Origin of the sequence: Streptomyces sp. NPDC001828 (assembly GCF_042892175.1) — a bacterium.
In the GTDB taxonomy this organism is placed as follows: Bacteria; Actinomycetota; Actinomycetes; order Streptomycetales; family Streptomycetaceae; genus Streptomyces.
The window spans coordinates 530,863-556,679 of the sequence record NZ_JBIATV010000003.1 but is presented as its reverse complement, the minus strand read 5'-3'; the positions used below and the strand labels follow the sequence as shown (position 1 = coordinate 556,679).

Sequence of the window (25,817 nt, the reverse complement as noted above, 5' to 3'; positions counted from 1 at the left end):
CGATGACACCGTGCGCCCGCACCGGCCTCGCCGATGACACCGTGCGCCCGCACCGGCCTCGCCGACGACTCCGTGCGCCCGCACCGGCCTCGCCGACGGCACCGCTCACCCCGCACCGGCCTCGGCGACACCGCCGTCCACCCGCACCGGCCGGCCGGCCGTCAGTGGTCCAGGCGGTACGCGCCCGGGGTCGTGCCCGTCCAGCGGCGGAAGGCGCGGTGGAAGCTGGTGTCCTCGGAGAAGCCGAGCCGGGCCGCGATCTCCGCGATCGGCTCGCGCCCCTCGGCCAGGCCCGCGATCGCCGCGTCCCGCCGTACCGCGTCCTTGAGCTGCTGGAACGAGGTGCTCTCCCGCGCGAGGCGGCGGCGCAGGGTGGCCGGGGACATGGCGAGGCGGGCCGCCGTCTCCTCCAGGGTGGGCAGCCGGGGCGAGGCGCGCAGGGCGGCCGCGAGGGCACGGCCCACCTGCTCGCCGACCGTCGTCCCGTACGCCCGGCGGCTGAGCAGTTCGAAGGGGGAGCGGCGGAGCATCTGCCCGAGCGCGGCCTCGTCGCGCACCAGCGGCGCGGTCAGCCAGTGCGCGTCGAAGCCCACCTGCGTGTGGGTGCCCCCGAACCGGACCGGGCAGCCGAACAGCGACTCGTACTCGTCCCGGTGCGGGGGCGGCGGATAGCCGAAGGCGGCGCCGGTCAGCGGGATGCGGCGGCCCACCAGCCAGCTGCACAGGCGGTGCCAGATGATGACGAGGCACTCGGTCAGGAACCGGTCCTCGTCCCGCCCCCCGAGGTCGCCGCGCACCGCGAACACCGCCTCGGGGCCGCTCACTTCGAGGGCGAGGTCGGGGCCGTGCGCGAACAGGCCGTAGAAGGTGGTGCCGCGCCGCATCGCGCCCCCGAGGTCGGGGCAGCCGAGTACGGCGTAACACATCATCGCGAAGGTGCCCGGGCGGCTCGGGGCGCCGCCGAGCCCGAGGAACTCGTCCCCGGTCGCCCGGTACAGGGCCCGGAACAGCTGGGCGAACTGGGCCGGGGTGACCCGCGCCCGGTCGTCGCCGAGCAGCAGCGGGGGGATGCCGGACGCCTGGAGCAGCGGCACGGTGTCGATGCCGTGCCGCTCGGCGCCGCGCAGCACGGCCCGTACGTGGTGCACGGTGATCGTCGGCTTCGCCATGGTCAACGACGTTAGCCGGGTTGAGCGTTGAGGTCAGCCGGGGTGACGTTTCCCGTCATCCCGGCTGACCCGCAGCCGTACCTACCGTCGGGTCATGACCCTCCAGAGCACGCACCAGGAACCGTCCCCGCGCCCCCGGACGCTCGCCGTGTTCACCGAGTGGGCGGCCGGGCGCCACCCGGACCAGCCGGCCCTGCGGTACCGCGACGCGGGCGGGGAGTGGGTCTCGGTCGGCTACGCCGAGCTGCGCGACACCGTGCGCCGTACCGCGCGGGGCCTGCTCGCGCTCGGCATCCGGACCGGGGACCGGGTGGCGATCCTCGCCGAGACCCGGCCCGAGTGGACGTACGCGCACTTCGCCTGCCTCGCGGCGGGCGCGGTGGTGGTGCCGGTGTATCCGACGGCGGGCGACGAGGAGGCCGCCTGGGTGCTCGCCGACTCGGCCGCGAAGGCGGTCCTCTGCGAGGGCCCGGCGGAGGCGGCCCGTGTGGAGGGGCTGCGCGGCAAGCTCCCCGAGCTCGGCCACGTACTCCTGATGACGGGGGAGGAGGCCGCCGCGGGGGAGCCGGAGGGACCGGCCGTGCCGCTCGCCGGCCTCGCGTCCCGGGCCGAGGCGGTCTCCCTCGCCGACCTGCTGGCCCGCGCCGAATCCGTGGGGCCCGACGACGACGCCGAGCTCGTCTACACCTCGGGGACCACCGGACTGCCCAAGGGCTGCCGGCTCACGCACGGGAACATGGGCGCGGTCCAGGACGCCACGCTGCACCTCATCGAGGGCGCTCACGGCGACCGCACCTACCTCTATCTGCCGCTCGCGCACCTGCTCGCCCAGCTCATCCAGTTCTCGACGCTCCTGTACGGCGGCGAACTCTGCTACTTCGGCGGCCGGATCGAGGACGTCGTCGGCGAGCTCGCCGAGGCGCGGCCCACTCATCTGCCGTCCGTACCGCGCCTGTTCGAGAAGGTCTACTCGGTGGTGCGCTCGCTCGCGGAGGCGAAGGAGGGCGGCGGAGACCGGTTCGACGCGGCGGTCGCCGTCGGTGTCCTCGCGGCGGACGGCCAGCTTCCGCCCGAGCGCCAGGAGGAGTACGAGGCCGCCGACGCCTCGCTGTTCAGCCTGGTCCGGGCGGCCTTCGGCGGGCGCCTTCGCTGGGCGCTCACCGGAGGCGCCCCGATCGACCCGGCGGTCCTGGACTTTCTGCGGGCCTGCGGGATCCAGGTCTTCGAGGGCTACGGAATGACCGAGTCCGCCGGCGTGATCTCGCTCAACCACCCGGGGGCGGTGCGGTACGGCACGGTGGGGCGGCCCGTCGAAGGGTGCGAGGTGCGGATCGCTGCCGACGAGGAGGTGCTCGCGCGGGGGCCGATGATCTTCCCCGGCTATCACGCGAACGCGCTCGGCACGGCCGAGGCGCTGGACGCGGAGGGGTGGCTGCACACGGGGGACCTGGGGGCCATCGACGCGGACGGTTACCTGACGATCACCGGCCGCAAGAAGGACCTGATCATCACGTCCGCCGGGAAGAACCTGACCCCCTCGCACGTGGAGCAGATCATCGAGCGGTCGCGCTTCGTCTCGCACGCGGTGATGGTCGGCGACCGCCGCCCGTACCCGGTCGCGCTGGTCACGGTGGACGCGCAGGAGACGGCGGGGCGGGCGCCGGAGGAGGTCCGGGAGCTGGTCCGGGAGGCCGTCGAGGCGGCCAACGCTCAGGTGTCGCGGCCCGCGCGGATCCGGGAGTTCGCGGTCCTGCCGCAGGACTTCACCGTCGAGGGCGGGGAGCTGACCCCGACGCTCAAGGTGCGGCGGAGGGCGGTCCTGGAGCGGTACGCGGCCGAGATCGAGGGCCTGTACGGCTGAGGGGGCTCCGCGCCGGGAGGCCTCCGCCCGCGCGAGGGGGAAGGGCGGCGCGGCTCCGTGAGGAAAGGCAGGAGCCCCTGTCCATACGGAAGGGGCTCCTTGGGTACTGCTAAGTCAGCGATCGCCAACCCGGGAAAGTTAGGCCGGGGTGACGTTCTCCGCCTGCGGGCCCTTCGGGCCCTGAGTGACGTCGAAGTTCACGACCTGGTTCTCCTCCAGGGAGCGGAAACCAGACGCGTTGATCGCGGAGTAGTGGACGAAGACATCCGGGCCGCCGCCGTCCTGGGCGATGAAGCCGAAGCCCTTTTCAGCGTTGAACCACTTCACGGTTCCGGTAGCCATAAGCCCTCCTTGGGCCAAAGGGTTGCCCTGCTCCAGAACCTGCAAACAAGTCTGAAAACTACAAAAGCCTGCGGGTTACATGCTCCGCAGGCTCTGTACTGCAAGGGAAACCAAACTGCAACTTGCGCTGAGCGTAGCACGCAGCTCAGGTGCGGCGGTAGAGGGAAAGATCACTTCGCCCGCACGTTTGACCGGGGGCTGAGCAGGTGATCAACCACCCTCCCCGGGGCACTCCCGGCGGCACCCCGCACCGCTCCCGGGACGGCTCGGGCGGGGCCCGGCGCGGTCCACGGAGTGGGACGGGTCTAGCCTCGCCATGTGGACAATTCAACCAGCCCCCAGCACCAAGGCGGCCGGCCGCGCGTCGGCCACATCCAGTTCCTCAACTGCCTGCCCCTGTACTGGGGCCTGGCACGGACCGGGACGCTGCTCGACCTGGAGCTGACCAAGGACAGTCCGGAGAAGCTCAGCGAGCAGCTGGTGAACGGTGATCTGGACATCGCGCCGATCACCCTCGTGGAATTCCTGCGCAACGCGGACGACCTGGTCGCCTTCCCCGACATCGCGGTGGGCTGCGACGGGCCCGTCATGTCCTGCGTGATCGTCTCGCAGCGCCCCCTCGAGGATCTGGACGGGGCGCGCGTGGCCCTCGGCTCCACCTCGCGGACCTCCGTACGCCTGGCGCAGCTCCTGCTCGCCGAGCGGTACGGGGTCACCCCCGACTACTACACGTGCCCGCCCGACCTCGGCCTGATGATGCGCGAGGCGGACGCGGCCGTGCTGATCGGGGACGCCGCGCTGCGGGCCTCGCTGCACGACGCCCCCCGGCTCGGCCTCCAGGTCCACGACCTGGGCGCGATGTGGAAGGAGTGGACGGGCCTGCCGTTCGTCTTCGCCGTCTGGGCGGCCCGCAAGGACTACCTGGCCCGCGAGCCCGGGCTGGTCCAGCAGGTGCACGAGGCGTTCCTCGCCTCGCGCGACCTGTCCCTCGAGGAGGTCACCAAGGTCGCCGAGCAGGCCGCCCGCTGGGAGGTCTTCGACGCCGAGCTCCTGGAGCGCTACTTCACGACGCTCGACTTCCGCTTCGGAGCCCAACAGCTCGAAGGCGTAAGGGAGTTCGCCCGGCGCACCGGACCGACGACCGGGTTCGCGGCGGACGTCAACGTGGAACTGCTCGCGCCGTAGGAGGCGTACGACGGCCTGCCCGGATCGGTGGTCGGCCCGTAGGGCCGGCGGCCCGCCCGGATCGGTGGTCGGCCCGTAGGGCCGGCGGCCCGCCCGTATCGGGGGCGCGGGCCGGGCTTGAGGTGTGCGGGCCGGGCTTCAGGAGGACGGGACCGGGGCGAGCATCTGCTTGCTGATCCACTCCATGCTGCCCTCGCCCATGCCCTTCACGTAGGTGTGGGCGTTGTGGGTGCCGTCCTGGATCATCTGGAGGCGGGTCTTCACCGGGCCCTTGCCGTACGTGGCGATGAACTTGTTCACCTTGGGCACGATGGTGGCCTCCCGGGTGCCGACCTGGAAGGCGATCGCGACCTGGGGGCCCTTCCTGTCGATGAGTTCCTGGGCGAGCTTCTCCGGGTTGTTCGCCTGCTGCTCGGCCTCGTGTCCCGCCCACAGCGGGGAGTCCGGCACGATGTCCGGGCCCGAGGCGATGGCGGCCTTGAACAGGTCGGGCCGCTTGAGCACCGACTTCAGGCCGACGAAGCCGCCCGAGGACGAGCCCATGAAGGCCCAGCCGTCACGGGACTTGAACGTGCGGAAGTTGGCCCGCACCAGGTCCGGCACGTCCTCGGTCATCCAGGTGCCCATCTTCGGCTGGCCCGGGATGTCACTGCCGTCGTAGTAGTGCTTGGCGTCCGGGTTGAGGACCGGCATGACGACGATGAACGGCAGGCTCTTGCCGGTCTTGGACCACTCGGCGATGCTGCTCTCCAGCTTGAGGTCGGTGCCCATCCAGTAGTTCTTGGGGTAACCGTTTCCGCCGGGCAGCGCGATGAGCACCGGGAAGCCGCTGTTCCGGTACTTCTCGTCGAAGTACTGCTTCGGAGCCCACACCCACACCTTGCCGGTGAAGCCGGACTTGGCGCCCTTGAGCGTGGTCACGCCGATCTTGGTGCCGTCGCCGAGGGTGCTCTGCGTGGTGAACTCGGCCTTCGGGCCGGTCGGCAGCAGGGTCTGCGGCGCGGCCCCGTTCTTCGCGGCGGCGTCGTCCTTCGTGGACACCGCGCCGTTCTTCTGGCCGCCCTGCGCCGGGGCGTTGGCCGACGGACCGCTCGGGCCGGAGTCGAAGCTGACGGGCTTGCCCTCGTCGGAGCAGCCGGTGACCAGCAGGGCCGCGCCGATGGCGGCGGCTGCTATCAGAGCGGCGGGACGACGACGGTTCATTCGGGGACTCCGGGGATCTGAGGTTCTGGGCACGGGTGTTCCGGGCGGATGCGGGCGGGTTTTCGGGTGATTGCGCACGAACTACGCCAGCGAAGACGTCAGAACAAACCACCAGGTTCGCTCATGCGTGCATCGGATCGGTCTCGTTCGAGGGTGATCCCGCGCACGTACGCCTCTACGCTGCTGTCCGACCGGCTTGGCCAGGGGGACGTTGGGGGAGCACCGCGATGCAGTCGTTGCAGCCGCTGGAAGCGGGCGAACCGCGGACGATCGGTGCCTACCGGCTGCTCGGCCGGCTCGGGGCGGGCGGAATGGGCCGGGTCTACCTGGGCCGCAGCGCGGGCGGCCGCACGGTCGCGGTCAAGGTGGTGCACCCGCACTTCGCCCTGGACGAGCAGTTCCGGGCGCGCTTCCGGCACGAGGTCCAGGCGGCCCGGCGGGTGGGCGGGCGGTGGACGGCGCCGGTCCTCGACGCGGATCCGGACGCGCCGGTTCCGTGGGTGGCGACGGGCTATGTGGCGGGCCCCTCGCTGACCCAGGCGGTCCAGGACCGCGGCCCGCTCCCCGCCTCTTGCGTACGGGCCCTGGGCGCGGGCCTCGCCGAGGCACTGGCCGCGGTGCACGCGCTCGGCCTGGTCCACCGGGACGTGAAGCCGTCGAACGTCCTGCTCACCCTCGACGGGCCCCGCCTGATCGACTTCGGCATCGCCCGCGCCACCGAGGGCACCGCCTCGCTCACCGCGTCCGGCGTCTCCATCGGCTCGCCCGGCTACATGGCGCCCGAGCAGATCCTCGGCCGGGGTGTGACCGGCGCCGCCGACCTGTTCTCGCTCGGCGCGGTCCTCGCGTACGCGGCGACCGGCGAGCCGCCCTTCCCCGGCGACTCCTCGGCTGCCCTGCTCTACAAGGTGGTGCACGAGTCGCCCGAGCTGGGCGCGGGCCTCACCGGCGAGCTGCGCGAGGCGGTCGCCGCCTGCCTCGCCAAGGACCCCGCCGCCCGCCCGGCCCCCGCCGCACTCGCGGCCCGCCTGGCCCCGGCGGGGGCGTCCGCGCTGGTCCGGGACGGCTGGCTGCCGGGCCCGCTCGTCGAGGAGGTCAGCCGGTCCGCGGTGCGGCTGCTCGACCTGGAGCCCGAGGAGCCGGTGGGCGGCTCGGGCCCGATTCCCTTCACCAGCGAGGCAGTTGGGGGAGCGGCGGACGCGGCCCCGGCCGCCCCCTCCGCCGGTGTGTCCGCCGGCGCCTTCGGCCCGCCGGACACCTCGTACGGCCGGGAGGCGGACCCCCTGCCCGGCCCCCGCACCCTGCCGCCGCCCACGGCTCCGCCGCGCGTCGCCCTGTCCGTGGCGACGGCCGCCGAGCCGGGCGAACGCGGCCGCGGCCGCCGGGTCAGCTGCACGGTGGCCCTCGCGGTCGCGGGCGCGCTCGCCGCGGTCACGGTCGGCTCCGCGTTCCTCTTCGACCTGCTGCCGGGCGGGGGCGCCACGAACACGGGCGCGAAGCCGCCCGCGTCGGCCTCCGGCTCCCAACAGGCGGACGTACCAGGCGGGTTCATCGGCACGTGGAAGGGCGTGCTCACCCAGGACAACGGCACCTCAGGGTACGAATACACGGCGGTGATCACCCGGGGCGCGAAGGGCACGGACGTCGTGCACACGGCCACCACCCTCGGCCCGCTCGAATGCCACGGCGTCGGCCGCCTGGACGCGGCCACGGACCGGACCCTGCACATCACCGAACGCACCGACCCCACGAAACCGGGCACCATCGGCTGCACCGGCGCCACGGCGACGATGACGTACACCCTCCAGTCCGACGGCAAACTCCGCTTCGACTCCCAGGAGGCGGCCGCGGGGCGGCCTGTGGGGGTGTTGACGAAGGCGGGCGGCTGACCGGCCGCCACCCTCGCTCATCGCGTTTCGGGCGAGCCACTAGCCTCGGGGCCAGAAGATGGCGACGGGCCGCGGGGCCGACGGGGGAGTGAAGACGACCATGCGAGTCCTGGTGACCGTTGTGCAGGAGGGGGCGGCCGCGAGCGACGTCGTGGTCAATGCCGACGACGACGCGACCGCACGCGACGTCGCGCAGGCCCTGGCCGGGGTCCCGGGCATCGGCACCGAACCGGCGGGGCGACCGCATCCCGTCGTGGTGGCGCTGCCCGGCACCGTCCTCGACACCAGGTACGGCGGCCCCGGCGCCGAGCCGACCCTGTGGGCCGACGGCCACCGCTGTGATCCGAACGCCCCGGCGGGCCAGGTCCTGCGGGACGGCATGCGGATATCGGTCGACGACTCGCTGGGTCCGCTGCTCCGCAGCGGCGAGCCGGCGGGCTGGTTCGAACTGCGCGTCGCCGGCGGCCCCGGCGCGGGACGGGTGGTGCGGCTCGCGGTCGGTACCGCGACCCTCGGCTCGGCAGTGACCTGCACTCTGGCGACCCCCGACTCCGCGCTGCCGCCCGTCGCCGCCCGGATAACCGTCGACGTCCAGGGCCGGGCCACCCTGACCCCGCACGACGGGGCCGCGATCCTGCTCGACGACGAACCGGTGGAGCAGGCTCAGGACTGGCCGCTCGGCGGTGTCGTACGGGCCGGGGACTCGCTGTTCGTCCTCGACCGGGTCGTGGAGGCGGACGCGCACCTGTCCGCGACCGGCGAGGGCGGGCTCGCCTACAACCGGCCGCCGCGCCTCTCGCCGGTGCGGCCGCGGCCGCGGCTCTTCCTGCCGGTCCCGCCGTCCAAGTCCGAGCGCGCGCGGTTCCAGATGATCGCCGCGCTCACGCCCATGGTCTTCGGCCTGGCGATGTACTTCTTCACCAAACAGGTCTACATGCTGCTGTTCTGTGCGATGACCCCGGTGATGATGCTCGGCCAGTGGTTCAGCGACAACCGCGACGGCAAGCAGCGGAACAAGAAGTCCCTCAAGCAGTACAAGAAGGACCTCGCCGAGCACGAGGCCGAGCTGGTCCGCCTGAGCAAGGAGGACCAGCGCAACCGCCGGGCCGACAATCCCGACCCGGCCGAGGTGCTGCTCTTCGCCACCGGGCCCCGGCGCCGGCTGTGGGAGCGCCGCCACACCGACATCGACGTACTGCGGCTGCGGGTGGGCGTCGGCAGTCTGCCCGCCGACATCGAGCTCGCCCACGGACAGGGCGCGGCCTACGGCGAGGAGAAGCCCGCGCCGCCGCTCCTGCCCGACCTGCCGGTCGTCCTGCCGTTCCCCGAACTCGGTGTCGTCGGCGTCTCGGGAGACCGGGCCCGCGCGCTGGCCACCGCCCGCTGGCTCACGGTTCAGGCCGCCGTGCTGCACAGCCCCCGCGACCTCTCGCTCGTCCTCCTGTCGGCCTCGCTCCAGGCGGGCGCCGACTGGAGCTGGGCGCACTGGCTGCCGCACGCCGCGCCACAGCAGGGTCAGGACTGTGTCGCCCTGGTCGGCTCCGACAACGAAACCATCGCGCGTCGCGTGAACGAGCTGCTCAACGAGCTGGCCCGACGCAAGGCCGCCAGGGAGAGCTCGGGCAGCATGATGAGCGGCACGCCCGGCGGCGAGCCGCACGTCCTGCTCGTCCTCGACGGAGCACGGCTGCTGCGCCGCATGCCCGGCGTGCCCCAACTCCTGCAGGAGGGGCCGCAGTACGGGATCTTCGCGCTGTGCCTCGACGAGGACGACCGGCTGCTTCCCGAGGAGTGCAAGGCCGTCGTGTGCTGGACTCCGCACTCGCCCGCCCACGTGGGGCTGCGGGGTTCGGGTCTCGAAGCCGTCGGTGAGGTCCTCGCCGATCAAGTGGGCGCCGAATGGTGCGAGTTGCTCGCCCGCTCCCTGGCCCCGGTCCGGGACGTCAGCCGGGACGACGCGGGCGGCGCACTGCCCACCGCGGCCCGGCTGCTCAGCCTGCTCGGCCTGCCCGACCCGACGGGCGCCGACATCGAGCGGATCTGGCGGGCCGGCGGCTCGACCACGGCGGCGCCCATCGGCATCGCGGCCGACGGCACCTTCACCCTGGACATCCGCCGGGACGGCCCGCACGCCCTCGTCGCCGGCACCACCGGCGCGGGCAAGTCCGAACTGCTGCAGACGATCATCGCCTCGCTGGCCATAGCCAACCGCCCGGACGCCCTCAACTACGTACTCATCGACTACAAGGGCGGCAGCGCCTTCATGGACTGCGCCCGGCTCCCCCACACCGTCGGCATGGTCAGCGACCTCGACGCCCACCTCACCGAGCGGGCGCTCGCCTCGCTCGCGGCCGAGCTGCACCGCCGCGAGACGATCCTCTTCGACACCGGCACCAAGGACATCGAGGACTACAACGACACCCGCAAGCTGCGGCCCGAACTCGAACCGATGCCCCGACTCGTCCTCGTCATCGACGAGTTCGCCTCGCTGGTCGCCGAACTGCCCGACTTCATCGCGGGGCTCGTCGACATCGCCCGGCGTGGACGGTCCCTCGGCGTACACCTGGTCCTCGCGACCCAGCGCCCGGCCGGCGTGGTCAGCGCGGACATCCGGGCCAACACCAACCTGCGGATCGCCCTGCGCGTGACGGACGGCACCGAGTCCATGGACGTCATCGACGCCGCGGACGCGGGGGCCATCGCCAAGTCCACTCCCGGCCGCGCCTTCGTCCGTTCCGGGGCACAGTCCCTGGTCGGCGTCCAGTCCGCGCGCATCGGTGGCCGCCGCCCGGCCACGGGAAAGAGCGGACCCAAGGCGGTGCTCTCCCCCCTGCCCTGGGCCGCGTTCAGCCGACCGCTGCCCAGGCCCGCGGAGTCGGAGGACGACGGGACGATGGTCACCGACCTCGCCGTACTCGTCGATGCCATCCGGGACGGCTCCGACAAGATGGGCTTCCCGCCGCCGCGCAGTCCGTGGCTGCCCCCGCTGCCCGAGCACGTCACCCTCGAATCGCTGGCCGCCGCGGCGGCCCCGGCGCCCGCGCACGGCGACGTCCCGCCCATCGGATACGCCCTGACCGACCTGCCGGCCCAGCAGGCCCGCAAGCCGTTCGCGCTCGACCTCGTCGACGGTGAACACACGATGCTGGCCGGCGGCGCCCGCTCCGGGCGGTCGACGGCGCTGCGCACCCTGGCCGGTTCGCTCGCCAGGACGGCCTCGCCGCGCGACGTGCACGTCTACGCGATCGACTGCGGTTCCAACGCGCTGCTGCCGCTGGTGCGGCTGCCGCACGTGGGTGCGGTGGTCAACCGGGACGAACCCGACCGCGTGCGGCGGCTGCTCGACCGGCTGCTCGCCGAGATCAGCCGGCGCCAGCAACTCCTCGCCGAGGAAGGCGCGTCCAGCGCTGCCGAGCAGCGTGCCTCGGCCGCCCCGGAGGACCGGCTGCCCTGGATGGTGCTGCTCCTCGACAGCTGGGAGGGCTACTTCTCCACGTTCGAGAACTACAACTACGGCCAGCTCATCGAGCAGGCGCAGCGGATCTTCCGGGAGGGCTCGGCGGTCGGCCTGAAGGTGGTCATGACGGCCGACCGCAGCGGCCTCAGCGGCATGGTCGCCTCCGCCTTCCAGGACCGGCTGATCCTGCGGTTCGCCGACCCCAACGACTACTCGATGGCGGGTCTGCAGCCGCGCGAGGTGCCGAAGAACATGCCTCCGGGCCGGGCCCTGCGGATCACCGACACCGGTACGGAGGAGACGCAGATCGCCCTCCTTGATGAGGACCCGAGCGGCCAGGCGCAGGTGCGGATGCTCCGCGAGATCGCCGAGCAGGCCCGGGCGGCCCACGGCCGCCCGCCCGCCCGGCTGCGCCCGATGCGGGTGGACGCGCTCCCGGCCCGCATCACGGTCGGCCAGGCGATGGCGCTCGACCCCGACTTCGCGCCACCGTCGAAGCTGTGGGCGCTCCTCGCGGTCGGCGGCGACGAACTGGCGCCCGTCGGCATCGACTTGGACGAGTCGGGGCCCGGGTTCGTCATCGGCGGACCACCGAAGTCGGGCCGTTCCACGACCCTGATGTGCGCCGCCGAGTCGCTGCTGGCCCAGGGCACCCCGCTGGTCCTGGTCACCCCCCGTCGCTCTCCCCTCAGGGACCTCGGCGGGCACGAGGGCGTACTCGGTGTCCTCGACGCGGAGGCCAGGGAGGACGACCTGGAGGAGCTGCTAGAGAAGGCGGAGGGGCGTCCCTACGTGGTCCTGGCCGACGACGCCGAACTGCTCTACGACACCCGGCTCGACGAGGCCCTGGAGGCGCTCCTGCGCAAGGGTGCCGACGGCGGCCTCGGCCTCATCGCGGCCGGCACGACGGACAGCCTGTCGTCCCAGTACCGCGGCTTCGTCACCGCCGCCCGCAAGTCCCGCAACGGGCTGCTGCTCAACCCCCAGAGCTCGCAGGAGGGCGAACTGTTCAACATCCGCCTCCCCTCGAACATCGGCAGCGGCCAGCCGGGCAGCGGACTGCTGGTCTCGGGCGGGTCGTTCCGGCCGGTTCAGGGGGTCATGCGGGGGTGAGGGCTACGGCCGGGACCCGGGCGCTCGGCGGCGTGCCGTCGTCGGCTCGCCCCGCGCCTTCTGGTTCGCGCCCCGCATGACCGCGGGGCGCCCCGAGTCTCTCGGGACGCCCCGCAAGGCACATCAGTGAACCGATCCGGTGCGGATCAGGTGGCGCGCTCGATGTTGTCGGCGCTGGTCGACGCGGACTTCTGGGCGTCGTGCAGGGTGTCGACCCACTTGGAGAAGGTGCCGCGGGCGTCCTCCCAGTCCTTGCGGAACTGGTCGGCCTTGGGGCCCTTCCAGTAGCCGGTGCTGCCGGACGTCGACGAGTTCAGGTTGTTGATGAGCGTCTGCAGATCGTGCGCGCTCCGCCCGAACAACTTGGCCAGGTCCCTGAGTTCCTTGAGACTTGCTCCGCGATCCATCGCGTTCCTCCCCGTGTCACGTCTTGCTGAGTAACCAGAACATACGACTGGTACCAGACGACGCTATCGCACCTCCCGCACCTCCTGTAAAGGCGTGTCGAAGTCGAGGTTGCACCGTCTCGTCTGCGAACCGGACCACCAACTCCTCAGGAGCCGAGAGCGGGGCAGAGCCCGCCTGATCTTTGCCTGGGCATGGGGCTATGCTGGGCCGTCCATGTGACAGCGGGGGAGGCTGCTATGGCAAATCCGGACATTCAAGAACTCAACAACCGCGCCCAGGCGTTGCGCCTGCTGGCCGACCACGTCGAGTCGCTGATGGACCAGCCGCGCACCTACAGCACCAGCACCATGAAGACATGGGCCGGGCCGAACGCAACGGACGTCCGGGGCAAGCTGAACAGCTGGCGCACCACCTGCTCCACGGTCGCCCACTCCCTGCGGACCGAGGCCCAGCAGGCGAGCCAGGACGCCAAGGACCTGCAGAACCCCAAGAAGTGAGCCGGGCGCCCACTGGCCCCTGGGGAGGAATAGAGAGTCATGCCGTCATACGACAGTTCCCGCGCCCGCTTTCGGCTGGCCGACCGCCACATCGCGGTCTTCGCCCACCTCATGGACGGTGAAACCCCGCCGGAAGAGCTGTGGGAAGGCCTGCTCGAACTGCAGCGGATCGGCCTGGTCGGAGAGGAGGGGGAGCTCACCCCGCTGCTCCGGGACCTGCTCGGCGCACTGGCCGACCCGATGGTCCTGATCCAGGTGGAGATCACCGGTGAGCACGGCCCGGTGAACCACGGAGTGGTCGTCGGCCAGGACGCGGTCATCTCGCACGACGGCTGGCCCGGCGAGGAGGAGTCCGAGTACGTCTCCATCGAGCCGAACACCCTGGTCTGGGAGCTTGCCCGCAAGGTCAACCTCCATCGCGGGGAGCCCGCGGAGGCGCCCGCGGTCGCTCGCATCGAGACCACGATGGGCGCCCTCGACGCGGCGTTCGTCGCGCTCGGCGAGGCGGCCGGCGACGAGGCCACGGCCCGCGACCTCACGCGCAAGGCCCTGGTCGAGACCAGTGGGCTGGACGCCGCCGAGCTGGACCAGTTCCTCGAGCTGGTCATCGCCCTCAACTCCACCTGGCGCATCACCACGGCCTGGGACGGCAAGCACGACGGCGAGCGCGCGGCCATGATCCGCGCCCTCGCCGCCTGGGACTGCGGCCCGCACGGCTACTGGATCCGGGAGAAGCCCGAAGAGCCGATCATGCCCGGGCAGGTGACCCCGGAGAGCCCCCTGGCCCTGGCGTGGACGACACCCGGCGACATCTGGGACAGGGTCACGGACCTGCTGCCGGACAGAGACGACTTGCTCGACAAGGCGTAGGGGTGGTCGATGGGGCCCGGAAGACGTCTGCGCGGGCGACGTAGCTGAGCCGGAGGTTCGTCGGCGGTCGTCCGGGCCACCGCACGAGAGGAAGAAGAGCGATGGTGTTCGGCAGGAAAGCGGAGGCGGAACCCCCGTCCTACGAACCGGTGCACTGGGACAGTGTCAGCAAGTTCACGATCGGCACCGCATCGGAGCCGGTGGCCCGCCGTGGCGCCGGCCCGGGACCGCTGGCAGTGCGCGTGGAGAAGCGGGCCGCAGGCGCCGTCCACCTGGTCCCGAGCGTGTACGTGGCGCTCCCCGCATCCGACAAGCCGTCGGCGGAGGCCGGCTTCAGGCTGTACGAGGACGAAGCCGGCTCGCGCCCGCTGTGCTCGGTCACCCCGGACGCGGGAACAGAGGAAGACGGCTCGCGCCGCTACCGCGTTCACGACGATCAGGGCAAAGAGGTCGGGTCCGTCTTCAAGGGCTCGGCCGCGCAGCGTCTGGTGCAGCACGGCTGGTGGCTGGAGCAGCCCGGGCACTCCGAGGTGGTGGCCCGCTACCACTGGGCCAAGGGCGGCGCCGGCCAGATCCTCGGCCGTACGGCCGGCAAGGCGCTCGGCAGCGTGGTGGGCTCGGTCATGGGGCTCAATGCCGAGGGCGGTGACGGCGGAGGGACCGCCAAGCCGGTGACCTGGAAGTCCGGGACACAGGTGGCGATGACCTCGGCACCGTCCGGAGGCCGCAAGTGGTATCTGGCGCAGGCGAGTTGGCTCGACCGCCGCGTGGCCTTCGCGCTCGCGGTGCTGCGCGAGCACTGAGGCCCGCGCAGACGGCAGCGGGCGTCAGAACCAGTTCATGGGGTTGGCCTTCTTCGCCAGGTTCTTGGCGCCGTCCTTGAGCCCCTTGGCCTTCTCTCCGGCCCAGTGGGCGGCCTTTCCGGCCCCGTCCTTGATGTCGTCCCAGTGCTCGACGACCTTCGCGCCGCCGTAAATGATGCCGGTGCCGACGGCGAGGCCGATGGTGACCGGGTTGGGAGCGATCATCGCCGCCGTCATGGAGGCGTTGAAACCGACCTCGGCCACGTCGGCGACGTAACCGGCGCCGTTCCGCTTGAAGGCCTTGACGGGGTTGCCCTGGGAGATGACGTTGGCCGCGCTCAGGCCGGTCGAGGCTACGCCGCCCACGATGCCGGCGCCGCGCAGGAATCCGGCCGTCTTGGCTGCGGCGCCCAGACCGGCACGGAATGCCGATGCCCCTTCGGTGGCGGTCGATGCGGCGTCGACGGTGGTCGGCACGCTGTTCGCGAACCGCTGCATGTTGCCGGCCTTGGTGAAGACCTTCACCAGGCTCGCGTTGCCGGCTCGTGCCACGGCCTGCCCGGAGTGCGTGAAGCCCCCGTACGTCTTGGCGAGTTCGTCCGAGCCGACGACGAAGTCGATGGCGCCGTTGGCATTGACGTGCTCCATCAGGGAGCTGGAACGGAAGGCGTTCCACGCGTCGCCGAAGAGGTCGCCGCGGACGCCCGCAGTACCGGGGATGCTCGCGACCCGCTGGTAGAGGGAGCTGCGCGAGAGCATGTTGCCGAGCTGGCCCGGCAGCCAGCTGCCAGGAGCCGAGAGGGAGCGGATCTTGGGCGACCACTTGATGAGCGCCGTACCGCCCTTCTGAAGCCAGCGGCTGTTCGAGGCCCGCATCGCCGCGCCGACCTGAGTCTTCCATGTGCGGAAGACGCCCTGCTTGAGGGAGTTGCCGACCAGGACCTTGGTCAGTGAGCTGCCTTGCAGCGTGACGACCGCGGTGGCGGCGGTGACCGAGGTCCAGTCGCCGAAGAGGCCGAGCAGTGTGTCGACAGTCTGCTCGTGCGGCTGGAGGCCGGGGATCCGGGTGATGGCATGCGCCTCCATGCGCTGGATCCAGTCGTTCAGCGACTCGTTGGGCTGCCGCTTGAACTCGTAGGCACGCTTGTCGTCGCTGGCCGCAAGGGAGTTGGCGAGCAGGATCGAGTCCGGGGTGATCGCGTCACCCGCGTACTTCTTGATCTCCTCGGGGCTGAACCCGGCCCAGCGCAGGCCCGCTTCGGGGTCGCCGTCCTCCAGCCGCGCGAAGATGGCGCGCTTGCGCAGGTCCGGTCCGGTGTCCTTCAGCCAGGTGCGCAGCGGGCTGAGGCTGGAGAGCTTGCTGGTGACACCAAGTCTTGAGGCCCTGGTGAAGGCCTCGTCCACCTTGTCCTGAACTCCGCCACGGCCGTCTATGAGCTTGGCCAGGTGTTCCAGATGCTCCGGGTCGGCCGACCTGGTGTCCCCCATTGCTCCATCCCCTTCTGTCCCACCAGAACCCCGCTCGGGTGAGACGAATTGCCGCCTCGTCGTGGCCTGTTACGTGTGGGGTCCATGGTACGGCGAGGGGCGTGAGTGTGACTGAACACGGTCAGGGTGCTGGCGGTTGGGGCCCGCCGGAAACCGGTTCACATCGCTGCGGCCTAAGCAGTCGGCGGAGCGAGCTCCAGGTCACCAGTGAACGTAAGCGACTGATTGGACGCGTACAGACGCCCGTTGACCAGCCCGTCCTTGAACACGAGCGCCGAGCGGTCCTCGCTGTCGGTGGTCTCGGGGAAAACCTGCCACCCACGGGACGCCAGCCGCGCCGTACTGCGCCGCAGCAGCGCCTCGTTGGACCGGGTCTCCTCCGGGTCCCACCCGGCGACCCGCACGGCGCGCCCGTCGAACTCGTCGTCGGGGTACACGGCGCGGGGGGTCGCCTCCTTGATCGCGTCACGGATCTCGGCGGAAACCTGCTGACGGGCGTCCTCGGGGGAGGACGCCGTAGTGCCTGCCATACCGTCTGCCTCGTCCCTCGTCGTGTTCTTGGGAGACTCGCGCGTCGTCGAGTCGTCGTCTTCCGGGGTGCTCACGGCGTGCGTCCCCTTCGCGGGTTCGCTCGAAGCGCTCAGGCGCCGTCCACCAGTCCGTTGAAGGAGATGGCCGGCGGCTGTACGGCGAACGAGCCACCGCCGACGTCGAGCTTGGCCGCGTACAGGGATGGCTCGCCCTCGTGGCGTCCTCGGGCGTCCACCGACCAGCCGTCGGTGTTCAGCGCGTCGATCAGCGCGTCGATCAACTCCTGCGTCTGCCGTGTCTCCGACTCGTCGAAGGCGGTGATCGCGACGGCCTCCGCGGCGATGGGCGACGGCAGCTCCATCACCGTGGCGTGCCTCAGCACCGACTGCACGACGGCAGTGACCTCGTCGACGAAACGCGCCCGCGCCCGGTCCGGCCCGTGCCCCATGCTGATTCCCTCCAGTGGTGATTGCGACAGCTTAGAACCCGACGAAGTTCAGGGCCGAATCGACTACGTCCGCCCCCTTGTGCAGGGCCTTGCTGCCCGTGTCCAGACCCGTGTGGATGATGCTTCCGCCCTTGTCGATCACGGTATTCGTCGCGTGGTTGAAGGCGGCGACGGCATCGCCCCCCTTGCTGAGGAATTGGCTCTTGACGTGGTCCATCGACTTCAGGGCGTCGCCCGCATTGTCGATGACGTGGCCGGGATGGATGAAAGTGTCGCCGACGTCCAGCGCGACGCTGCCGCCGTCCTTGAAGAGAGTGCCGGCCAGCTGTGTTCCGTCCGAGGCGATCCGGCGACCGTCCTTCGCGACTTCGGAGGTCATTTCCCGGCCGTCCTGCAGCATTTTCCTGCCGCCCGACCCGAGTCCGCCGACGAGTTGACGCACATTGTTCTGCAGCCGGTCGAACTCGAGCATCTTGACGACGGGCCACGTCACCACACTGAGCAGACCTCGAGAACTCGTCGCTGCCGCGTTGGCGGCGATATTGGCCACGAAGTCCGGCGCGCCCCGGTCTTTGGCTGCCTTGTACGTCTGTTTGTACGCGAGGTTTCCCGCCAGTTTCTTGACCTCGCCGAACAGGTCAGCCGGCTTGACTCGGTCCAGCATGTTGTATTTATTGAGCACCGAGTTGATCGGCAGAATGACGTCATTGAATGAGCTTCTGCCGTTGAGGAGCCCTTGAACGATGGGGTCGAGGTCTCCGCCCATCCTGTTGACGACTTCCGGGTCCACTCGATCGTGCAGGAACTTGACCAGCTCACGGGCTTCAGTGGCGCCTGGCATCTCCTGGTCCAGCGTGGTGTGGGTGAACGTGAGTTCCTTCGCGCCCCCGAAGAGAATGTTCCGCATGTTGGCCAAGGACCCGGTGTCAGACTTGTAGTAGTCCGAGTGCCCCTTGGCGCCATCCGTGCCCAGCCGGATGATGTCCTTGAAGTCGGCCGGGTCATCACCGTGTCCCTGGGTGTAGGAGACAGGATCTCCGACGGCCCGCATGGCGTAGAACTTGGTGTTCGGCATGTGGAAGTCGGCGACCGAGTGAATGTTTGGACCGAGGCCGGGACTGCCCATGAACGTGACGTTGTCGATGTTCTTCAGGCCGCTCTGCAGGGCCTTGCTGGTGACCAGGGTTCCGTAGCTGTGCGCGAAGATCGAGGTCTTCGCATCCTGCTGCAGGTTCACCGCTATGCCTTGCCTGAATGCGTTGAGCTGATTTCCGCCCACGACGGCCTTCGCGGGGTCCACGGAGTCGCCGACCTCCGGAGTGTCGTAGCCGAGCCAGCTGACTACAGCGGTGTCCGGTATCTCAATGCCGTCCTTGCCCTTGGCGAGATCGAAGCCGCCGTCGCTGAATCCGTTGAAGTTGTCGAGACGGTTGGTGATGCCCGGCACTCGAAAAGCAACGTTCTTTGCGCTCTCCAGGTCGCCCACAACTTCGGCGACCCTTCCATCGGGAAAGGGCGAGGCCTTGGAGTCGGCCGTGGAGCCAAAATTGGCGTCAAAGACCAAGAATTGACGCGGAACTTCGACTCTAATAATGTTATTTGTGTCCGGATCGACGAACTTCTTGATGCGTGGATTGAGGAAACTCCGGAGCGTGTCTACCCGGTCTTTGGTGCGCTTGTACGCCGGGTCGTTGGGTGCCAGCCCCTTGAAGTAAGCACTCTCCGCGTCGAATTCCTTCTGAATGGATATCCGGTTCGCGGCGAAGCGCACGTTGACGGGAACGCCATCCAGGTTTCCGACGAAGGTGGGGTCTGTCGCGGCGAGCGCGGCCTGCTGCTCGGGCGAGAGGGTGGCGAAGTAGTCCTTGACCGCCTGGGCCCGCTCCTGCGGACTTCCGTCCTTGTGAGCTGCGAGTGCTGCCTTGAGCCCGTCTTCGAGCTTCTTCGCGGCGTCGGTGTCTCCAGCCGTTGAGACGGGAAGCCCGAACATCTTGAGGGAATCGAAGGGCGATTCCGACGGTGCTCGGAGGATGCCCGCCCTGCGCCGCAGGTCTCGTGCCTCGTCCTGCAGCCAGCTCGCATTAGCGGGCAATTGGGACACCGCGTCGCCGACGTTCAGCGCCGTGGCCCGGCTCTTCAATTGCGGGATCGCCTGCGCCTTGTTGTCAAATGACTTCGCCAGGCGATCGAGCATGTCCGGATCCGCGTAAACCATCCCCATGGTCGAGTACCGTAGTGCCTGCGACCCGATTGCGGTACGGGATTGCCCAACTGGCCCAATAAAGTGGGGGTATTGAGAGTGGGATCACAGGAAGCCACCGACCTGCGCAAATTGGCGGACGACATTCGCAAGCTCCTGGACGAACCCATCACCATCGCGGCGGACCAGAGCGTCAAGGAGGATCAGCGATGGGCTGGCCCGAACGCGGAACGCATCCGAGGTGAACTCTCGGCACGTAAAACCAAGTTGGGCACCATGGCAGACACGATCGACCAGGCAGCTGCCAACCGGAAGGACACCGGGAGCGGCCCGAACAAGCCCAATTAACCCCCGCAGGGGCGGCATTTGGGTCAACCGGAGGCTTCTCGCTGCCGGCTCAGTTCTTGTTGAAATCGGGGTTGCGCAGGCAGTCGGTGACGAGTTGGGCGACCAGCGTCTGTGATACCTCGCCCGAAGTCAGCTTGAACGGCGTGGCGGACAGGACAACGGTGCCGTGGCCACCCTGCTTCTTTACGTATTTCGTCACCGAGCCCTCACCAGCGCTGGAGGAGCCCGGCCGCTTAGGGTCTTCCGCCCACCCCTGTCCACGCAGGTGACCCAGCACGGTTTCCACCAGGGTGGTGGGTGTCCGCTTGTCCGAGGGGGCACCGGGCAACCGGACGTACGACGACAGGGTCCGCTTGCTGGCGTCCTTGCTGTCGATCCAGTCGGGGCCGCCGCAGTCCCGTGTGCCGTCCGAGTACTCGTCGGGCTCGATCCCCGGCATCGTGGCCTTCATCGCGCTGAGCACGTCCGGATACATGGCGTCCATGGCCTGTTGGTACGTCGTCCCCGTCGCGCTCTTTCCACTGCTCTTCTTCGAGGAGCCTGGATTTCCAGCAGCGGTCGAGCAACCGCAGGCGGCCAGAACGATCAGGACGGCCATGGAGATCTTCCGGAGGCCTGCGGTGCCCATGTAATCGTCCTCTGTCTCGTGGTGGATGCGCATCTGAGGCTAGCTGAGGAGCGGCCGAGGGCGACTCAGCGGTTGACCGCCTGGATTTCCTGGACGAGGACCTGTTGGTCCTGGCCGAAGGTGCCGTCGGGGAGATCGCCGCCGGGGGTTCCGGTTCCGGTCCAGTGGATCTTCCAGGTGAGGGTGGCTTTGAGGTTGTAGGGGGTGCCGTTCGTGGCGCGCAGGTATGTCACGCCGCAGGGCGGGGTCTTGTCTGCGCTGCCGGCTTCGTAGGGGGTGCCGATGGAGCCGTCGGTGTTGATGGGGCATTCGCCGGAGGCGGGGAAGAGGGTGGCGTCGCCGGTGCCGGGTTCGAGTTTGAGGGAGAGAGGGGTGGCGGTCGTGGTGGCCGAGATGTTGAGTGCTGGGACGGAGGCGGTGACCGAGACCGGGTGGAAGTCGGCCTTGTCCAGCCAGGCCCAGGTCGGCAGGTTCACCTTGCTGTCACCGTCGGGCTTCAGCGTGACCTTGGTAGAAGGCACCCGAATCTCTGCGTACGCCAACTTGGCGAGCATCTCGGGCGAGATGGCCTCGGGGACGTCGGCCGGCGGGGGTGCGCCCTTGTCGACCCAGAAATAGGGCTTGGTGCAGGCGTCCCAGCCGGGAGGGAAGCTCTTGTCGACGTACGAGTCCCACCAGTAGCCCTTGCCTGCCTTGTCCAGGTTGAAGTCGGTGTAGGGCTTGCCGTTGACGTATCGGTCGCGCTGCGAGGCGTCCCAGGAGGCACCGGTCGAGTCGACGTTCCAGATCGGCTCGACGTACGCCTTGAACTCGGCGGGGCTGTACTTGGGGGCGTACCAGCAGGCGGGAGGTGTCCAGTTGCCGACGGCGGAGACGGGACCTGTGGATTCGCCGGTGCCGTTCTTGGAGCGGTCGTAGACCACGCCCCCTGCGGTGGCGGAGAGGGTGCCGTCGGGAGTGGAGTTGCCCTGCGGTGGCGGGGTATCGGTCTCCCGGCTCCCGTCCGGAGGCGTCACGCCGGCCCAAGCGTTGGGCGCACACAGGGCGCTGAGGATTGCTGCCGCCGCTATGACCGCGCCGAACCTGCCCCTGCTTATTTCACGCATTGAGCCGCCCCCGCGGTCGAAACGATCCGAGTTGTCTGCCAGACCCCGTCCGCGTTCTTTTCCAGCCTGGTGTTGTACAGGATGAAGTCGTTCTTCGACGGGGTGGTGACCTTGGCCTGGCCGGTCTTGATGTCCTTCGCGTAGCCCTTGCTCTCGTCCGCGCAGAACACGAGCGACGCGGATTTGTCTTCGTTCAGGGTGACTCGGCGGTCGAAGTAACTCAGCGATCCCGTCATCGACTGCCCGGCCTTCTTGAACTTCTCCACCCACGTCGAGGCGGCTTCCAACGCCTTGCCGGCGTTGTAGTAGTTCAGCGCGGCGTACTTCGGATCCACGCCGGCGATGGCGCCGTTGATCGCGCGCATGCGCTCCGCGCCGTCGGCCAGTACCGCGTCCTTGACCGGATCGCCGGTGTCCGCGGCCTCGAACGTCATCTTGAGGTCGGCCGGCAGCTCGATCTTCGGCCGGTCGGCAGCGCTCGCCGAGGGCGCCGCGCTCGGCGACGCCGAGGCCTTGTCGCCCTGGTCCGCCCCGGCGATCTTGTCCGTGCCCTTGGGCTTGTCGTCGTTGCTGCCGCACGCGGTCAGCAGAAGGGCGGCCGTCGCCGTGAGTGCGGCGGCGGCCGGCAGGATGCGGCGGTTCACTGGAGCTCCCGGTGAGGCGGTTGTGGTCCGAGGGACCGACGTTAGCGACGCGGCCGCGGGTTCACCAGAGCGAATTCCCCGGGAGTACGGGGCAACTGGGACGGATCGGTACGGATGGGTTGCGCGACCTCTTCCGGGGGGACCGGAAGTACCGGGTGTGAGGGATCCCCGAAGGCGGCCGTGCCGGGCTCAGGCTCCGCCGTGCATCTTTCTGTCCATCGCCGACTGGTCCTGGCGGGCCTTTTCCACGAGCCGGTTCTCCTCGGCGGGGAAGGAGTCGAAGAGGGTCTTGAGTCGTTTCATGCGTCCGTCGTGATCGGCCCGCCAGTTGTCGGCCTTCTTGCCGATCCAGGTCTTCGGCATCATCGACTCGACGTTCCTGATGGCCGTGCGGATCTCGCCCACGGCGCTCTCTATGGCGTTCATGTCCTGGCGACAGACGTAGTCCAAGCGGTCTTCCTGGGGTATCCCCATGCGTGCGTTTCCCTCCCGGGGTTCGAGTTCGCGCTACTTCGCCGCGATCTTCAGGACGAACGGGGCGTTTCCCGCCATGACGAGGTTCCCCGATGAATAGGCCAGCGCTTCGGGCATCTTGCAGGGCAGCTTCATCGCGTCCACCGAATACCCCTCCTTGCACTGTGCGTCGGACGCGGATCCGGACGCCTGCTTGGCGACGAGGTCGGCCTTTCCGGAAACCACGTGCAGGACGTACTGGGCCGAGTCGTCACGTGCCCGTACGTAGACGCCGTCCCCGTCGTCGCCCGCCATCCAGGTCGTTTCCAGGTCGGCGGTGCTTCCCGTCACCCCGGCGACCTGAGGGGGGACGGCGAGGTGTTCGCTCGATCCGTCCCGGCGCACGGCGACCACGTCACCAAGTCGCCCTCCGGAGCCGTCCGCCGAGGTCCGGACGTAGACCGTGCCGGATCGGTTCACGGCGCTTCCCTGGGCGATGCCGCGTCCCGCCGCGTCACCCTTGCCGTCAGGCGCCTGGTAGAGACGGGTCAGTTTCCCTGCGGCAAGCTGCCAGACGACGTCGCCGTCCGCGAACAGGAGGGTGCCGTCGGGCCGCCTTCCGAAGGGTTCGACCGGGCTGTCGGACAGGTGGAAGTCCTTGGCCGACGCGGCGGCCGGGACCGGCTGCCCGAGCTTCCGGGGCTCGCCCGGCAGGCCCGCGAGTACGGTCCGCGGCTGCCCGGACGCCGACACGTTCACCAGCTGACCGCGGACGCCGACCACGAAGGAGTTTGGCGACAGGACCACCAGACCGCTCGTACCGTGCACTTCGTTGTCCAGGATTCCCCGGGCCTTGTGGTCCTCCTCGATCACGGCCAACGACGCACTCAGTCCGTAGACCTTCCCGTCGGGACCGACCGCGAGGCCGTCGGGGTCGCCATTGAAGGCGAGCCAGGCGGGGCCCGAGCTCCCGCCGTTGTCGTCGCCGGTGCGCAGCAGAACCTCGGCCTGCCCCTTGGCCGGCTCCTTCCATTGGTCGTCACCGCCGCCCCCGCAGCCCCCCAGGCAAAGGAGGACGACCGAGGCCGCTCCGGCCGCCGGCCACCACCTGCCGCGTCGCATCACGGATGAACCTCCTTCACACGCCCCGTCACTCGGGCGGCCTGCCATTTCGGACATGTCAGCCGACCCCGCGGCTGAACGCGTCCCGCATGTCGTCGTCGAAGTTGTCGAGGCGGCCGTGATTGTCGCTCTTCGTCTTCACCCACCACTGGTTGAAGGCGGCCCGGTCGGCATCGTTGCGGATCACGATGTTGCCGTTCGCCCACTCCGGGTGGCCTGCGGGAGCCTTGATGTCGCCCGCTCTGACGAGCCCCTGCATCAGCGGGATCTGCATAGAAGTCGAGTCGCTGAACTTGATGTCCTTGTAGTTGCTCTCCACCTGGTTCGCCTCGCCGGAGGGGAACTGCGCGCCGCCGTAGGGGATTCCGGCCCAGATCGCGGCCTGGACCCACTTGGATCCCAGCTCGACGAGCTTCGGCCCGGCTGGCAGGGGAACGGCGGCCGCGGCGCTGGAGACGATGTTGAACCACATCAGTTGCTTGGCGTGCTCGGCATCCCGCAGAGCCGCTTCGTCCATGTTGACGTCGTGGCCCGCGACCGAGACCTCGCCGCGCAGTTCCGCCAGGTTCTTGAGGTACGTGCCCTCGTCGCCGGTGATGCCGTGCTGGGAGGTGAGACTGATCTGGGCGTCGATGGCCTGGATCACATTGCCCGCCTCGTCATGGTTCTTCATGACTTCGCTGAGGAAGGCCAGGGCCGGCGCGCGGCCCACGGTGATCGTGCCGTCGTCGTTGGCCGACGCGTCCTTCTGCGAGATGCCCGTCGAGGTGGCGAAGTCCGGTGTGTAGGACTGGAAAATGGAGGACAGCGCCTTCGACACAGCAGGGTCGTCGGGGTACTGCTCCTTCTCGAAGTCGCTCTTCTTCTTGTCGGAGTCGAACTTCGCCGCGCCCACGTTGATGATGTTCGCCGCCGCCTCGGCGGACTCCACGGGGTGGTGCAGACGGTCGCCGGTGGCGGCGCGCAGCACGGCGCTGGGCCACGTGTAGTCGTTGGCCGCGAGTCCCGGGGTGGCCCAGTGGTCATTGACGAGTTCCTGCGTGTGCCGCACGCCGTCGGGGCCGGTGAGAAGGCCGCGCGACGCGTCCGCGTTCTCGCTGACACGCTGCATCAGTGCCAGCGAGGGGTCGTTGGCGTCGATGGCCGTGACCCGCTTCTGGGCGTCGTCGATGCCCTCGCTCACGTAGGAATGCGTCAGACCGAGCGATCCATACCAGGCGTTGTCGGGGTCCACGAATGCGGGACCGACGTACGAGTAGCCCACGACCTGACCCTTGGTATAGGTGGGGCGCATCGGGTGGGCCTTGCGCCAGTCGAGCATCGCGCCGCCGACCGCGGTCAGTGCCTTCGTGTCCCACTTGCCGCCGCTCGGCCCGTACTTGAAGAGCGCGCCGACGGACCACATGTCGTCGTTCGGCGGGTTGGTGAGTGCCTTCACATAGTCCGGATTCGGCGGGATCTTGCCCGCCGACTGGAGGGTGAGGATGCGGTTGACCGCTGTGGCGTACTGGCTGACGACGTTCTGCGAGTCCTTGCTGAGGACGTCGTCATTGTGGGTGCCGTCCTCCTCGTGCAGGGCGCGGGGGACGCGGGCCGCGTCGACGATGCCGCCCGCGTTGGCGAAGGCGGCCAGGTAGATGGGGTCGTCCTGGTGGTCGGCGAGGGAGCGGGAGATGGCCTCGATGTCGTCGCGGGAGCCCGCACTCTTGGGGTCGTCCAGTGCCTTCTTGAGCGTGGCGGCCTCCTGCGCGGCCTCCCTGGCGCTCTGCGCGTTGACGTCCGTCATGTCCCACGGGATGTTGATGATGTTCCCGTCCGGGGTGCACATTCCGGTGGCGTCGCCGGCCTTCTCCAGATTGCGGGCGAGATCGGCGCGCTTGGACATGCTGCGGGCATCGTCGCCCACCGCCTGCGTCTGCTGGGCCAGCAGGGAAAGGTCGAGGCCGCCCTGCCAGGACGTGAAGTTCTTCCGGATCAATGCGCCGTGCTTTGCCAGGGCACCCTCCAAGTCCTGGAGGCGGTCCGCGAGTTTGCGTACGCGCACCGGGTCGA

Annotated in this window: 22 protein-coding genes; 8 read left to right on the top strand and 14 right to left on the bottom strand. The window is 69.7% G+C overall.

All coding sequences use genetic code 11. The annotated features are described in order from the left end of the window. Positions 1–161: 161 nt before the first annotated feature. Complete coding sequence (locus ACFYZA_RS13905) at positions 162–1,169, bottom strand: AraC family transcriptional regulator (RefSeq protein WP_388490163.1); 1,008 nt, start codon at positions 1,167–1,169, stop codon at positions 162–164. 94 nt (positions 1,170–1,263) lie between these two features. Between ACFYZA_RS13905 and ACFYZA_RS13900 the strand changes: the two genes are divergently transcribed. Beyond that, the gene (locus ACFYZA_RS13900) at positions 1,264–3,030 is read left to right on the top strand and encodes an AMP-dependent synthetase/ligase (RefSeq protein ID WP_388490160.1); all 1,767 of its coding nucleotides are present in this window, start codon (positions 1,264–1,266) and stop codon (positions 3,028–3,030) included. Between the two features lie 138 nt (positions 3,031–3,168). On the opposite strand, the gene ACFYZA_RS13895 is transcribed toward ACFYZA_RS13900, so the two are convergent. Next, positions 3,169–3,372, bottom strand: coding sequence for a cold-shock protein (locus ACFYZA_RS13895; RefSeq protein ID WP_003967102.1), 204 nt, complete (start codon positions 3,370–3,372; stop codon positions 3,169–3,171). 318 nt (positions 3,373–3,690) lie between these two features. Between ACFYZA_RS13895 and ACFYZA_RS13890 the strand changes: the two genes are divergently transcribed. Then, the gene (locus ACFYZA_RS13890) at positions 3,691–4,557 is read left to right on the top strand and encodes a menaquinone biosynthetic enzyme MqnA/MqnD family protein (RefSeq protein WP_382590890.1); all 867 of its coding nucleotides are present in this window, start codon (positions 3,691–3,693) and stop codon (positions 4,555–4,557) included. A gap of 138 nt (positions 4,558–4,695) precedes the next feature. Here ACFYZA_RS13890 and ACFYZA_RS13885 read toward each other — a convergent pair whose 3' ends face one another. Beyond that, positions 4,696–5,760 (bottom strand): alpha/beta hydrolase, encoded by a 1,065-nt coding sequence (locus tag ACFYZA_RS13885; protein ID WP_382590893.1) that lies wholly within the window; start codon positions 5,758–5,760, stop codon positions 4,696–4,698. A 236-nt stretch (positions 5,761–5,996) separates the two neighbouring features. On the opposite strand from ACFYZA_RS13885, the gene ACFYZA_RS13880 reads away from it, so the two are divergent. Next, positions 5,997–7,649 (top strand): serine/threonine-protein kinase, encoded by a 1,653-nt coding sequence (locus ACFYZA_RS13880; RefSeq protein WP_388490306.1) that lies wholly within the window; start codon positions 5,997–5,999, stop codon positions 7,647–7,649. Between the two features lie 100 nt (positions 7,650–7,749). Next, positions 7,750–12,219, top strand: coding sequence for an FtsK/SpoIIIE domain-containing protein (locus tag ACFYZA_RS13875; protein WP_388490156.1), 4,470 nt, complete (start codon positions 7,750–7,752; stop codon positions 12,217–12,219). Positions 12,220–12,365: 146 nt separating this feature from the next. Here ACFYZA_RS13875 and ACFYZA_RS13870 read toward each other — a convergent pair whose 3' ends face one another. Next, positions 12,366–12,626, bottom strand: coding sequence for a WXG100 family type VII secretion target (locus ACFYZA_RS13870; RefSeq protein WP_388490153.1), 261 nt, complete (start codon positions 12,624–12,626; stop codon positions 12,366–12,368). Between the two features lie 237 nt (positions 12,627–12,863). Between ACFYZA_RS13870 and ACFYZA_RS13865 the strand changes: the two genes are divergently transcribed. From ACFYZA_RS13865 to ACFYZA_RS13855, 3 genes are all read left to right on the top strand, one after another. Continuing rightward, positions 12,864–13,124, top strand: coding sequence for a hypothetical protein (locus tag ACFYZA_RS13865; RefSeq protein ID WP_388490151.1), 261 nt, complete (start codon positions 12,864–12,866; stop codon positions 13,122–13,124). 39 nt (positions 13,125–13,163) lie between these two features. Continuing rightward, entirely contained in the window at positions 13,164–13,994 is an 831-nt protein-coding gene (locus ACFYZA_RS13860; protein ID WP_388490148.1) for a hypothetical protein, read from the top strand. 101 nt (positions 13,995–14,095) lie between these two features. Beyond that, entirely contained in the window at positions 14,096–14,797 is a 702-nt protein-coding gene (locus tag ACFYZA_RS13855) for a hypothetical protein (protein ID WP_388490145.1), read from the top strand. A gap of 24 nt (positions 14,798–14,821) precedes the next feature. Here ACFYZA_RS13855 and ACFYZA_RS13850 read toward each other — a convergent pair whose 3' ends face one another. The 4 genes from ACFYZA_RS13850 to ACFYZA_RS13835 all read right to left on the bottom strand — a co-directional run bounded on the left by ACFYZA_RS13850 (position 14,822) and on the right by ACFYZA_RS13835 (position 19,485). After that, complete coding sequence (locus tag ACFYZA_RS13850; RefSeq protein WP_388490142.1) at positions 14,822–16,285, bottom strand: PE-PGRS family protein; 1,464 nt, start codon at positions 16,283–16,285, stop codon at positions 14,822–14,824. 173 nt (positions 16,286–16,458) lie between these two features. Continuing rightward, positions 16,459–16,890 (bottom strand): hypothetical protein, encoded by a 432-nt coding sequence (locus ACFYZA_RS13845; protein WP_388490139.1) that lies wholly within the window; start codon positions 16,888–16,890, stop codon positions 16,459–16,461. 35 nt (positions 16,891–16,925) lie between these two features. Continuing rightward, complete coding sequence (locus ACFYZA_RS13840) at positions 16,926–17,264, bottom strand: hypothetical protein (protein ID WP_388490136.1); 339 nt, start codon at positions 17,262–17,264, stop codon at positions 16,926–16,928. A 31-nt stretch (positions 17,265–17,295) separates the two neighbouring features. Next, positions 17,296–19,485: an alpha/beta hydrolase gene (locus ACFYZA_RS13835; RefSeq protein WP_388490133.1), complete on the bottom strand. Its 2,190-nt coding sequence runs from the start codon at positions 19,483–19,485 to the stop codon at positions 17,296–17,298. A gap of 78 nt (positions 19,486–19,563) precedes the next feature. Between ACFYZA_RS13835 and ACFYZA_RS13830 the strand changes: the two genes are divergently transcribed. Then, on the top strand, positions 19,564–19,812 hold the full coding sequence (locus ACFYZA_RS13830) for a hypothetical protein (RefSeq protein WP_388490130.1): 249 nt from the start codon (positions 19,564–19,566) through the stop codon (positions 19,810–19,812). Between the two features lie 49 nt (positions 19,813–19,861). Here the strand turns inward: ACFYZA_RS13830 and ACFYZA_RS13825 are convergent, their stop codons facing one another. The 6 genes from ACFYZA_RS13825 to ACFYZA_RS13800 all read right to left on the bottom strand — a co-directional run bounded on the left by ACFYZA_RS13825 (position 19,862) and on the right by ACFYZA_RS13800 (position 25,809). After that, on the bottom strand, positions 19,862–20,473 hold the full coding sequence (locus ACFYZA_RS13825) for a hypothetical protein (RefSeq protein ID WP_388490127.1): 612 nt from the start codon (positions 20,471–20,473) through the stop codon (positions 19,862–19,864). Positions 20,474–20,505: 32 nt separating this feature from the next. Next, complete coding sequence (locus tag ACFYZA_RS13820) at positions 20,506–21,546, bottom strand: hypothetical protein (RefSeq protein WP_388490124.1); 1,041 nt, start codon at positions 21,544–21,546, stop codon at positions 20,506–20,508. Continuing rightward, positions 21,534–22,190, bottom strand: a complete 657-nt coding sequence (locus tag ACFYZA_RS13815) for a hypothetical protein (RefSeq protein ID WP_388490122.1) — start codon at positions 22,188–22,190, stop codon at positions 21,534–21,536. Before ACFYZA_RS13815 ends, ACFYZA_RS13820 begins: the two co-directional genes overlap by 13 nt. 189 nt (positions 22,191–22,379) lie before the next feature. Then, positions 22,380–22,664, bottom strand: coding sequence for a hypothetical protein (locus ACFYZA_RS13810; protein ID WP_388490120.1), 285 nt, complete (start codon positions 22,662–22,664; stop codon positions 22,380–22,382). Between the two features lie 33 nt (positions 22,665–22,697). Further along, positions 22,698–23,765: a hypothetical protein gene (locus ACFYZA_RS13805; RefSeq protein ID WP_388490117.1), complete on the bottom strand. Its 1,068-nt coding sequence runs from the start codon at positions 23,763–23,765 to the stop codon at positions 22,698–22,700. Positions 23,766–23,823: 58 nt separating this feature from the next. Further along, complete coding sequence (locus ACFYZA_RS13800; RefSeq protein ID WP_388490114.1) at positions 23,824–25,809, bottom strand: hypothetical protein; 1,986 nt, start codon at positions 25,807–25,809, stop codon at positions 23,824–23,826. Between the last annotated feature and the right edge of the window lie 8 nt (positions 25,810–25,817).